The organism is Mycobacteriales bacterium, from assembly GCA_035995165.1.
Classification (GTDB): Bacteria; Actinomycetota; Actinomycetes; order Mycobacteriales; family CADCTP01; genus CADCTP01.
Map to the genome: position 1 here is coordinate 134,190 of DASYKU010000048.1, position 11,592 is coordinate 145,781.

An 11,592-nucleotide genomic window follows, 5' to 3' on the forward strand; every position below is an offset into this window, starting at 1 on the left:
GCAGGATGGAACGGTGCCGCGACCGCCCGACCTGCCCGGATGGGCGGAGCTGAGCGCCGGGCTGCACGTCGTCCGGGTGCCGCTGGCGGTCCCGTTCCGCGGCGTCGACGCGCGCGAGGCGGTACTGCTGCGGGGACCGGCAGGGTGGGGCGAGTTCGCCCCGTTCGTCGAGTACGACGACGCGGAGTCGGCCCGCTGGCTGGCGGCGGCGGTCGAGGCGGCCTGGACCGGCTGGCCGGCCCCACGACGGTCGGCCGTCCCGGTGAACGCGACCGTGCCCGCGGTGCCGGCCGCCTCGGTCCCCGCCGTCCTGGCCCGCTTCCCCGGCTGTAGGACGGCGAAGGTGAAGGTCGCCCAGGCCGGTCAGGTGCTCGCCGACGACGTGGCCCGGGTGGCCGCGGTCCGCGCGGCGCTCGGGCCGGACGGGCGGATCCGGGTGGACGCGAACGCGGCCTGGTCGGTCCCGCAGGCGGTCGTGGCCCTGACCGCGCTCGCCCCGTACGGGCTGGAGTACGCCGAGCAGCCCTGCGCGAGCGTGCCCGAGCTGGCGGCGCTGCGCCGGGAGCTGGCCGGCGCCGTCCCGATCGCCGCGGACGAGAGCGTGCGCAAGGCCGCCGACCCGGCGCGGGTCGCGCTGGCCGGGGCGGCCGACGTGGTCGTGCTCAAGGTCGCGCCGATGGGCGGGGTCCGGGCCGCGCTGGCGGTGGCCGGGTCGTGCGGGCTGCCGGTGGTGGTGTCCAGCGCGCTGGACACCTCGGTCGGGATCGCCGCCGGCGTCGCGCTGGCCGCCGCCCTGCCCGACCTGCCGTACGCCTGCGGTCTCGGCACCGCCGGCCTCCTCGCGACCGACGTCACCACCGCGCCGCTGCTCCCCCGCGACGGTGCCCTCCCCGTCCGCCCGGTCGATCCCGACCGGCGGGACGCGCTGGCCGCGGCGCCGGACCGGCAGGTGTGGTGGACCGATCGGCTGCGCCGCTGCCACGCCCTGCTGGCGGCCCCGTGAACCCGTCGACCGCGTTGGCCCGCGTGCTCGTCGACGAGCTGGTCCGCAACGGCGTCCGCGAGGCGGTGCTGTCGCCCGGGTCGCGCTCCGCTCCCCTGGCGTTCGCGCTGCACGCGGCCGATGCGGCCGGTCGGCTGCGGCTGCACGTCCGGATCGACGAGCGGTCGGCCGGGTTCCTCGCGCTCGGGCTGGCGAAGGCGTCCGGGATCCCGGCCGCGGTGGTGACCACGTCCGGGACGGCGGTCGCCAACCTGCACCCGGCGGTGCTGGAGGCCGCGCACGCCGGGGTACCGCTGCTCGTGCTGACCGCCGACCGGCCGCCGGAGCTGCGGGGGGTCGGCGCCAACCAGACCGTCGACCAGCCGGGCATCTTCGGCACCGCGGTCCGGCTGTTCACCGAGCTGGGCGCGCCCGAGAGCCGGGCCGGGCAGAACGCGTACTGGCGCTCGGCGGTGTGCCGGGCGGTGGCCGCCGCCGCGACCGGGCCGGTGCACGTCAACCTGGCGCTGCGGGAGCCGCTGGTCCCGTCGCCGGACGACGACTGGCCGGAGCCGCTGGCCGGGCGGGCCGGGCCCTGGACCGAGGTGCTGCCGCCGGCGGCACCCGCTCCGGTCGCCGACGACCTGCCGGCCCGTACGGTCCTGGTGCTCGGCGACGCGCCGGCCGCGGTGAGCGCGGCCGCGGTGGCGCTGGCCGAGACCCGCGGCTGGCCGGTCGTGGCCGAGCCGAGCGCGCGGCTCGCGGCCGGACCGAACGTCCTGGCCGGCGGCGACCTGCTGCTGCGGGGCGGGTTCGTGGCCGCGCACCGGCCGGACCGGGTGCTCGCGGTCGGCCGGCCGACGCTCAGCCGCGCGGTCGGCCGGCTGCTGGCGGCCGCGCCGCTGGACGTGGTCTCCCCCGGCTCCACCTGGACCGACCCGTCCGGCCGCGCCGCCCGGGTCCTGCCCGCCGTCCCCACCGCGCTCGTGGCGGGATCGGGTGCGCTCGCGCCGGCGGGGGACCGGGACGAGAGCTGGTTGCCGGCCTGGCGGGACGCCGCCGACGCCGCCCGGAAGGCCGTGGACGCGCTGCTGGGCGACGCCCTGTCCGAGCCGGGGGTGGCGGCCGAGCTGATGGACGCCGTCCCACCCGGCGGCCTGGTCGTCTGCGGCTCGTCCAAGCCGGTCCGCGACCTGTTCCTGGCCGGCCCCCGGGCCGGCGTCACCGTGCTGGCCAACCGCGGCGCCGCCGGCATCGACGGCACCGTCTCCACCGCCGTCGGCGCCGCCCTCGCCCACGGCCCCGCGTACGCCCTGCTCGGCGACCTGACCTTCCTGCACGACGCGAACGGCCTGGTCATCGGCCCGGACGAGCCCCGCCCCGACCTCACCGTCGTGGTGGTCAACAACGACGGCGGGGCGATCTTCGGCGTGCTGGAACAGGGCGCCCCGGAGTACGCCGAGGCGTTCGAGCGGGTCTTCGGCACCCCGCACGGGGTCGACCTCGCCGCCCTCTGCGCCGCCACCGGCACGCCGTACCAGCGCGTCACGTCCCGCACCGAACTACGCGGGGCGCTGGCCGAACCACAGGGCATCCGGGTGATCGAGGTTCGCACCGACCGGCACGCCGCCGCCGAGCTCGACGCCGCGATCACCGCGGTCGCAGGCTAGGACCGCAACGCGTCCCGTACGGGGACGAGCTTGGCCTCGCTCTCGGCCAGCTCCTCGGCCGGCTTGGAGCCGGCCACGATCCCGCAGCCGGCGAACAGCCGCAGCCGCTCCGGGGCCGCCGGGTCGATCTCGGCGCAACGCAGCGCGATGCCCCACTCGCCGTCGCCGTCGGCGTTCATCCAGCCGACGGGGCCGGCGTACCGGCCCCGGTCCAGGCCTTCGATGTCGCGGATCACCTGCAGCGCCGCCGGCGTCGGCGACCCGCAGACCGCCGCCGACGGGTGCAGCGAGGCGAGCAGGCCGAGCGAGGTCGAGCCGTCGGCCACCACCGCGGACACGTCCGTGGCCAGGTGCATCACGTTGGGCAGCGCGAGCACGTACGGCTGGTCCGGCACGGCGACCGACCGGCAGTGCCGGGCCAGCGCGTCGGCGACCGACCGCACGCCGTACCCGTGCTCCTCGCGGTCCTTGACCGAGCCGGACAGCGTGCTGCCGCGGTCCCGGTTCGGGTCGCCGGTCCGGCGCAGCGTGCCGGCCAGCACCCGCGAGCTCGCGGCGCCCTTTTCCAGCCGGACCAGCATCTCCGGGGTCGCACCCAGCAGCCCGTCCACCGCGAACGTCCAGCAGCTCGGGTAGCCCGCGGCCAGCCGGCCCAGCGGCCAGCGCGGGTCGACCGGCCCGCCGGCCCGGACCACGACGTCCCGGGCCAGCACCACCTTCTCCACCTGGCCGGCCCCGATCCGCCGGATCGCCTCGGCGACCAGCCCGGTCCACTCCTCGGCCGTACGCGAACCGTGCCCGGCCGTGAGCGGACCCGGGGCCCGCGGCGGCTCCCGGCGCTCCGGCACACCCGCGGCCGGGCCGATCGTGGTCAGCCACCAGACACCGTCCCGGACCCCGACCACCGTCTCGGGCACGATCAGCGTCGACCGGCCGGTCTCCGCGTCGAACGCGAACGACCCGAACGCGACCGGACCGCAACCCGGCAGCCCGACCTCGTCGACGACGTGCACCCCCGCGGTCAGCTCCCGCCACCACCGGTCGGCCTGTCCGAACGGGTCCGGCCCGGTGAGGTCGAGCCGGGCCGCCGTACCCCACCCGACCAGGCCTTCCCCGTCGGTCACCCAGGCCAGACCGCCCTGCTCGGGCAGCAGGTCCAGCAGCCCGCCGGGCCGGGCGATCGGCACCGTACGGACAGGACCCAGGGTCGCGGAGGAACGGGAAGGCACGCTTCAGCGTAGATAGCGCCGGACCGCGCGCACGCCGGGTGGCACGCGACCCTCGCCACACCCACCCGACCGGGGGTCCGTTGCCGCCTCTCCTGTCCGGATCCCCTCATTCCCTTCGGAAATCACGGAAACGTCTTCGGTCATCGCTTCCACTAAGCTCCGCCGGTGGTGAGCGATCCCTACGAATACGACGTGGCCGTGTCCTTCGCCGGACCGCAGCGCGCGTACGTGGAGAAATTCGTCGAGGCCTGCCGGCGGCGCGGCCTGAGGGTGTTCTACGACCGCGACATGACCGTCTCCTACTGGGGCCGCAACTTCATCTACGAGTTCAGGAAGGTCTACGGCGGATCGGCGGCGCGATTCGTCATGCCGTTCATCTCGGCGGAATACCTGGCCACGCCGTACCCGCAGGACGAATTCGCCGCCGCGGTCGAAGAGGGGTTCCGGCGGAAAGGCCAGACCTACCTCCTGCCGGTCGTCGTCGGTGGTGTCACGATCCCGCCGGAACTGCTGAATCCCGCGATCGGCTGGCTGAGCGCGGACGACCACACGCCGGACCGGCTGGCGGAGCTGACCGCGCGGCGCCTCGAGGTCGGCGGACCCGCGGCACCGGCCGCCGACCCGCCGCGGCGCCGCCGGATCACCCCAGCGCTGCTCGCGGCAGGCGCGCTTCTCGTCGCCGTCGTGGCGGTGGTGGCCGCGGTGATCCTGCCGAACCGGGGAAACGATCCCGCCGGGAGCGCAGCGCTCCGGACCACGGCCGCTCCCAGCCCGAGTGCGGCTGCCTGCGATCGGCAGACCAGCAATGCCGTCGTCAGGCCGGGCCCGGACAGCGCCGCCGACACGGGCCTGGTGGAGGCCAGTTACACGGTCCACGAACAGCGCGGCAGCGAGGTCGACCTCGACATGTCGGGACGAATTCGGGGTCGGGTCGGCAGCGACAAGGTGCTGTGGATCCTGGGCACCGCCGATCCCACCACCCACGACTCCAGCGCGCCACCGGTCTACGGGTCGTCCCAAATTCACGTCGTACGGCAGATCAAGCCGGACAGCGCCGGCTGCTGGTCGGTCACCGGCAAGAAAGTCGGCTACGACTGCGCGGGCGGCCTGACCTTCCGCTACTACCTGGCCGCCCTCACCCCGCACCAGGCGACGGAGATGGACGGATTGGAAAGAGCCGGTCAGGACGGATTCACCGAGGGCAACATCCGGGACGATCGCGGGATCCCGCTGCTGTCCACCTACGACGTCCCCACCGAAGCCAACTGCTGAGCCGAATTCGGCGACTCGCAGTAGCCCGCCGATCACGATCGGGGCTGGGCATCGAACCTTCTGGCTGTGGTTGGTAGTTTTCGGCGCCCGCCCGGAACATGCCGATCCTGGAGGTCGTCCCCTTGACCGATGGCTGGATGAAGACCCGCGCGAAGGGGCAGCACCGGGAGTCGGACGCGCCCGAGGGCCGCCTCACGCCGCTGGCCGGCGTCCAGGCGGCGCCGCCGCAGCCCGGACCGCCACCGCTGGTGCCGCCGGGCCCGGCCGAGCCGCAGTCCGGCGCGGACGTCCAGCAGGCGCTGCAGATGCTGACGCTCGCGCAGCGTACGGCCGACGAGCACGTCGCCACCGCGCACCGCGAGGCGGAGCGGATCCAGGTCGAGGCGCGCGCGGCGGCCGAGCAGATCCTGCGCGACGCCCACACCCAGGCCGACTCGGTCCGGCACGAGGCGGACACGGCGCTGACCGAGGCCCGGGCCCAGGTCGAGCGGGCCGGCAAGGAGGTCCAGGCGCAGGCGGAGACCGCCAAGCAGCACGGCGAGAAGCTGCTCGCCGACGCCCGGGCGCAGGCCGCGGACGTCGACAAGGAGGCGCGGGCCACCGCGGACGAGCTCCAGCGGCTGGCCCGGCAGCGCTACGACGAGGAGGTCGGCAACCTCGCCACCAAGCGGGAGGCGCTCCAGCAGAACATCGAGGCGCTGCAGGAGTTCGACCGGGACTACCGGTCGCGGCTGCTGACCTTCATGCAGGCGCAGCTGCGCGCGCTCTGGGTGGACGCGCCGCAGGTCGACGAGGCCGGCCGGCCGCTCGGCCCGGCCGGACAGGTCCCCGCTCCGCGCCCGCCGGCCGACCAGACCCCCGTCGAGCCGGCCCCGGCCGGCCGCACGCCCGGGCAGCCGACCCCGGCCCAGCCGACTCAGTCCCAGCAGTCCCCGACCGGACAGACCCCGGCGCCGCAGTCCCGGACCGGGCCGGTCCCGACCGGACAGACCCCGGCGCAGCGGAGCGCGCCCGCCCAGCAGGCCCCGCCGCCCAAGGCCGGCGCGACGGCCGGATCCGGCAACGCCGGGTGAGCACCGTCAGCCGAGCTCCCGCCGCATGACCGGCCGGCTGACGTAGGTCCGCCCGATCTCCTCGAAGCCGGCCGCGGCGAACATCGACCGCGTGCCGGTGAACAACGCCGACGCCGACGGCCTCGCCTTCAGCCGGCCGACGTCGACGGGGTGGCCGTCGAGCGCGGTCGCCCCGTGCCGCCGGGCGTGGTCGACCGCCGCCCGGAGCAACGCGACCCCCACCCCGTGGCCGCGATGCTCCCGCCGCACGACGACGCAACTCACCCACCACGCGCCCGGGTCGTCCGCCAGCAGCCGCCGGAGGGCCCGATTCTCCTGCACCCCGGGCAACGTGTGCCGGGGCACGACCCGGCTCCACGCGGCCGGATCGCCCTCCACGTAGGCGATCAGCCCCACCGGCACCACGCCCGTCTCGATCTCCGCCCGCAGCGCCGCCCGGTTGTCGGCCTCGTCGTGGCGCCGGAACCGCTGGCACCAGCAGGACCCGGTGCCGAACGCCAGCACGACGTCGTCCCAGCGCCCCGGCGTCGCCGGCTCGACCGAGATCACGGTATGTCCACAGTGGACCGAACGACGACGACCCGCGGCACCATGCTGAAACCCTAACGACCAGTAGGGCGCACCCGACGCGAAGGGCACTCTGGCCGCCTGGGTGACAACCCACCTGACGCCGGTCCGGTTCGTGTCGCGGCCCGACGGAACCCACGTCCTGCACATCTCCGGCCGGGCTACCCCGCTGACGGAAGCCGGAAGTGCTCGATGACGAGGGCGGCGACCCGGTCCGGATCCAGCCGCGTGTTGTCGAGGCGGAGGTAGTCGGTGCGGTCGTCGAACCGGCCGCCCGAGCCGAGCTGATACCGCTCGTCCAGCTCCAGCAGACCCCGCTCGGAGGCGGCCAGGTCGCGTTTGGACGGTTTCTCGGCCAGCCGGTGCTCGCCCCGGTTGCGCCGCAGCCGCTCCTCCTGGCTCGCCTCCAGCTCGAGGTGGAGCACCCGGCCGCCCCGGGTCCGGAACGGCTCGGCGAACCGCCGGACCGCCTGCTCGTCCTCGGCAAGGTCGAACGCCCAGACCAAGGTGAAGATCAGGCCGGGCCGGTCGCTGGCCGCAACCTCCTCGATCAGGTCACGCCGGAACCGGTCGACCAGCCGCCCGAACGGCGGGGTCCCGTACGGGAAGAGCCGCAGCACCGGCTCGATCGCCAGGTGGTTGTGGAACACCCGCAGGCCGGTCCGGGCGGCGATCGCCTCGCCCACGGTCATCTTGCCGACCGCCGGCGGGCCGACGATGAACAGCAAGCGTCCCGGTCACGAGGACGACGCTAACCGCCGCCGGCAACGCGTTATCCCGCCGGGACCGGGCGGTCGGGCCGCCGGTCCCGTGGCGGTCAGTTGCTGGGGGCGCTGTAGAGCTGCAGGTCGTTGCCCTCGCTGTCCTTGAACGCGGCGATGCGGCCCCAGTCGTGGTCGCTGATGTCGCCGGCGAACGTCACTCCGGCCGAGCGCAGCCGGCTGACCTCGTCCTCGATGTCGCCGTCGGGCTGGAAGCTGATGACGGCGCCGCCGTCGGCCTGTGCGCCGGTCCCTTCCCGGCCGTTCAGCCCGATCTTGAGCCCGTTCGCGTCGACCTCGCTCCAGTCGGACTGCTGCTTGGTCACCTCGAAGCCGAGCGTGTCCTGATAGAACCCGACCGCCCGCGCCATGTCCTGGACCGGAACCCACACCGCGGCTACTCCGCTGGCCATGACATCTCTCCTTCCCCTCGTTCGGACTCCGTTCCGGGCGGCAGTCGTACCCCGGATCCCTCGAACAATCCGCCGGGGCGGGGATAGGCGCTGCGCCGCAGGTCCTCCCGGTAGGTGAGGAAACGGCGCCGGACCCGGAACCGCCGTTCGTCCAGCAGCCGCAGGTCGGCGTCGAGCGCGGCCGGCATCGGCGACCGCTCGCGCAGGATCCACGGGACCGCCCGCAGGATCAGCCCGAGCCCGCGCCCGAAGTCCCGGTTCTTCGGGGCATCGGCGAGGCTGAACGCGGTCCACCGCAGGGCGCTGCGCAGCGGCCGGTGCAACCAGGCGTTGACGACCGTGTTACGCAGGCCGATGTGCCGCAGCGACCCGGCGTTGGCCAGGCTCGGCCGGTGGTGCAGGACGACCTCCGGCGCGTAGCGCATCTGCCAGCCGCGCCGGGCCAGCTTCACCGCCAGCGTCTCCTCCTCGCCGCCGATGAAGAACCGCCCGTCGTACCCGCCCGCCTCCTGGTACGCCTCACGCCGCACGATCGCGGCACCGGCCATGAAGCTCAACAGCACCGGCCCGGGGATGCCGGCCCGCTCCGGCACCGGGCTGGCCGCCATCTCCGCGCTGATCACGTCCAGCCGCTGCTCCGCGCCGACGAGGATGCGCGCGTTGACCAGCCCCAGTCTCGGGTGCGCGTCGAGCAGGTCCACGGCCGCGCGCAGCCCGTCGCGCTCGTACCAGCCGTCGTCGTCGCAGAACGCGACATAGGGGGTGGTGGCCCGCTCCAGGCCGGCGTTGCGGGCGGCCGCGCCGATGTTGGTGGGCAGCAGCACCGCGTCGACCCCGGGGAACCCGGCCAGTACGCCCCGGATGTCGTCCCGGGATCCGTTGTCGACGACCACGACCGGCACGCCGAGGCCGGTCAGCCGATCCAGCACCGCGCCGATCCGGGCCGCGCAGTTGTACGTGAGCAGTACGACGGTCAGCCGCTCCGCCAGCCGGTCGTCCGCAGCGGACACCTCGGCCGCCGCCGTCCGCTGTCCTTGCATCGCCACCTCCATCCGTCTCCGGCCGGACCGCCCGGCCGGGACCCGGGGTTCCCCGCCGCCGGGCGTCCACACCTGAATCCCGGACAGCCACGTCATCGCTGCGTCACGACATCGTCCCATCACCGGGGGACGGCCGCCGCCCGGGGACGCTCGGGCGGCGGCCGACGTCCGCGCCGGTTTGAACCGGGCCATTGTGGTAACGCTGACCGGTATGCATTCCCTGCGACCGCTGGATGCCGTTGTCGACGCCGTCGAGCGGTCCCGGCGTCTCGATCCCGTGTCGGCCGCCGTGAAGAAAGCCGTGGATGCGGCGCTGCCCACTGCCGGCGTCCGGGACGCCCTGCATGGCGTCTGGCTGGGGCACGCCCTGCATCCGGCCGTGGTGCTGGTCCCGCTCGGCAGCTGGCTGTCGGCGACCGCGCTGGACCTGCTGCCGGGACGGTCGGAGAACGCCGCCCGCACGCTGGTCGGCCTCGGAGTGCTCAGCGCGGCTCCCGCGGCGCTGGCCGGCTGGGCCGACTGGTCTGACCTGCATCCCCAGCAGCAGCGGGTGGGCCTGGTCCACGCCGGCGCGAACGTCGCCGCGGTCGCGGCGCAGATCGCCTCCTGGCGGGCCCGTCGGCGCGGCGACTCGGCCGGCGGCCGGCTCTGGAGTCTCGCAGCGCTGGCCGTCGGCGGTGCCGGCGCCTACCTCGGCGGCCACCTGGCGTACCGGCAGGGCGCCGGCGTCAACCACGCGGAGGAAGCCCCGCACGTGCTGCCCGAGGACTGGACCCGGCTCTGCGCCGTGGACGACCTCCCCGACGGCGTGCCGGTCCGGCAGATCGTCACCGAGACGGCGGTGTTCGCCCTGCGCCGGGGGCGGCGGGTCGATGTGCTCTACGACCTGTGCTCGCACCTGTCCGGACCGCTGTCCGAGGGCGACCTGTCCGGCTCCGGCGACGACCTGTGCGTCACCTGCCCCTGGCACGGCAGCACGTTCCGGGTCCGCGACGGCCAGGTGCGCACCGGTCCGGCGACCGCGCCGCAGCCGGTGCTGGAGGTCCGCGTCGACGGCGACTCGGTCTCCGTACGGCTGCGGGAGAACTGAACCGTGCTACGCCGGCTACGTCACCGGCCCGGCCGCCCGCGACCGCGTCACCAGCGTCCCCACGGTCGCCGTCGACGGCACCCGCCCACCGGCCCGACCGCCGCATCCGTCACCGCCGCGCACCGACCGCGCCGGCCCGGCCCCGCAGTCACGGGCGCAGGCTGGATTGGCCCGCCCGCAGGCGGATAGAGACCGGAGGTCGCCGACACGGAGGGGAGACGTCATGCGGGCGTTGACATGGCAGGGCAAGCGGGATGTCCGGGTCGAGACGGTCCCGGACCCGAAGATCGTCGAACCGACCGACGCCGTGGTCCGGATCACCTCGACCGCGATCTGCGGGTCCGATCTGCACCTGTACGAGGTGCTCGGGCCGTACCTGAGCCCTGGTGACGTGCTCGGGCACGAGCCGATGGGGATCGTCGAGGAGGTGGGGTCCGAGGTCACCCACATCCGGCCCGGCGACCGGGTGGTCGTCCCGTTCAACATCTCCTGCGGCTCCTGCTGGATGTGCTCGCGCGGGCTGTACGCACAGTGCGAGACCACCCAGGTCCGCTCCCAGGGCAAGGGCGCGGCCCTGCTCGGCTACACCGCGCTGTACGGCTCGGTGCCGGGCGGTCAGGCCGAGTATCTGCGGGTCCCGCAGGCGCACTTCGGCCCGATCAAGGTCCCGGACGGACCGCCGGACCAGCGGTTCGTCTACCTGTCCGACGTCCTGCCGACAGCCTGGCAGGCGGTCCGGTATGCGGACGTGCCGAACGGCGGCACCCTGGCCGTGCTGGGCCTCGGCCCGATCGGGCAGATGAGCACCCGCGTCGGCCGGCACCTCGGCGCGGAGCGGGTGATCGCCGTCGACCTCGTCCCCGAGCGGCTCGCGCTGGCCGCCAGGTACGGCGCCGAGACCCTCGACCTGCGCGAGGTGGACGACCTCGCCGAGGCGCTGATCGAGCGGACCGCCGGCCGCGGCCCGGACGCCGTGATCGACGCGGTCGGCATGGAGGCCCACGGCGCGCCGGGCGGCAAGCTCGCCCACACGATCGCCGGGATGATGCCCGACGCCGTCGCCAAGAAGGTGATGGAGAACGTCGGCGTCGACCGCCTCAGCGCGCTCAACATGGCCGTCGAGCTCGTCCGCCGCGGCGGGACCGTCTCGCTCTCGGGCGTCTACGGCGGCACCGCCGACCCGCTGAACATGCTGCAGATCTTCGACAAGCAGATCCAGATCCGCGGCGGCCAGGCCAACGTCAAGCGCGGGATCGACGACATCATGCCCTTGCTCACCGGCGAGGGCGACCCGCTGGGCACCGAGACGTTCGCAACCCACCCCGTCCCCCTCGCCGACGCTCCCAAGGCCTACAAGAACGTCCAGACCAAGGAGGACGGGACGTTCAAGGTCGTGTTCAAGCCCGGCACCTGAGCCGGGCTCTCGTGCTCACGACTGGTCGTCTACCTTGGGGTTGTCGCGCAGTTCTATCTGCAGCTCGTCCGTCGCAGGCTG

General features: G+C 74.7%; 11 protein-coding genes. 6 read left to right on the top strand and 5 right to left on the bottom strand.

Going from position 1 to position 11,592, the window contains the following annotated elements:
• The first annotated feature begins 13 nt into the window (after window positions 1-13).
• Window positions 14-1,003 carry an o-succinylbenzoate synthase gene (locus tag VGP36_08230; GenBank protein ID HEV7654710.1) on the top strand — a complete coding sequence of 330 codons (990 nt, stop codon included), beginning with the start codon at window positions 14-16 and terminating at the stop codon, window positions 1,001-1,003.
• Window positions 1,000-2,652 (top strand): 2-succinyl-5-enolpyruvyl-6-hydroxy-3-cyclohexene-1-carboxylic-acid synthase, encoded by a 1,653-nt coding sequence (gene menD, locus VGP36_08235; GenBank protein ID HEV7654711.1) that lies wholly within the window; start codon window positions 1,000-1,002, stop codon window positions 2,650-2,652. Before VGP36_08230 ends, menD begins: the two co-directional genes overlap by 4 nt.
• Here menD and VGP36_08240 read toward each other — a convergent pair.
• Window positions 2,649-3,839, bottom strand: a complete 1,191-nt coding sequence (locus VGP36_08240; protein ID HEV7654712.1) for an isochorismate synthase — start codon at window positions 3,837-3,839, stop codon at window positions 2,649-2,651. The genes menD and VGP36_08240 overlap by 4 nt on opposite strands.
• Before the next feature lie 207 nt (window positions 3,840-4,046).
• Between VGP36_08240 and VGP36_08245 the strand changes: the two genes are divergently transcribed.
• Window positions 4,047-5,153: a toll/interleukin-1 receptor domain-containing protein gene (locus VGP36_08245; protein ID HEV7654713.1), complete on the top strand. Its 1,107-nt coding sequence runs from the start codon at window positions 4,047-4,049 to the stop codon at window positions 5,151-5,153.
• A gap of 122 nt (window positions 5,154-5,275) precedes the next feature.
• The gene (locus tag VGP36_08250; protein ID HEV7654714.1) at window positions 5,276-6,226 is read left to right on the top strand and encodes a hypothetical protein; all 951 of its coding nucleotides are present in this window, start codon (window positions 5,276-5,278) and stop codon (window positions 6,224-6,226) included.
• A gap of 6 nt (window positions 6,227-6,232) precedes the next feature.
• On the opposite strand, the gene VGP36_08255 is transcribed toward VGP36_08250, so the two are convergent.
• The 4 genes from VGP36_08255 to VGP36_08270 form a co-directional block, all read right to left on the bottom strand.
• Window positions 6,233-6,775, bottom strand: coding sequence for a GNAT family N-acetyltransferase (locus tag VGP36_08255; GenBank protein HEV7654715.1), 543 nt, complete (start codon window positions 6,773-6,775; stop codon window positions 6,233-6,235).
• A 179-nt stretch (window positions 6,776-6,954) separates the two neighbouring features.
• A complete protein-coding gene (locus VGP36_08260; GenBank protein HEV7654716.1) occupies window positions 6,955-7,521 on the bottom strand; it encodes an AAA family ATPase in 567 nt (188 codons plus the stop codon).
• 89 nt (window positions 7,522-7,610) lie between these two features.
• Window positions 7,611-7,967, bottom strand: coding sequence for a VOC family protein (locus VGP36_08265; GenBank protein ID HEV7654717.1), 357 nt, complete (start codon window positions 7,965-7,967; stop codon window positions 7,611-7,613).
• Window positions 7,952-9,007, bottom strand: coding sequence for a glycosyltransferase (locus VGP36_08270; protein ID HEV7654718.1), 1,056 nt, complete (start codon window positions 9,005-9,007; stop codon window positions 7,952-7,954). Before VGP36_08270 ends, VGP36_08265 begins: the two co-directional genes overlap by 16 nt.
• Before the next feature lie 211 nt (window positions 9,008-9,218).
• Between VGP36_08270 and VGP36_08275 the strand changes: the two genes are divergently transcribed.
• Window positions 9,219-10,097: a Rieske (2Fe-2S) protein gene (locus VGP36_08275; GenBank protein ID HEV7654719.1), complete on the top strand. Its 879-nt coding sequence runs from the start codon at window positions 9,219-9,221 to the stop codon at window positions 10,095-10,097.
• Window positions 10,098-10,320: 223 nt separating this feature from the next.
• The gene (locus VGP36_08280) at window positions 10,321-11,511 is read left to right on the top strand and encodes a zinc-dependent alcohol dehydrogenase (protein HEV7654720.1); all 1,191 of its coding nucleotides are present in this window, start codon (window positions 10,321-10,323) and stop codon (window positions 11,509-11,511) included.
• The last annotated feature ends 81 nt before the right edge of the window (window positions 11,512-11,592 follow it).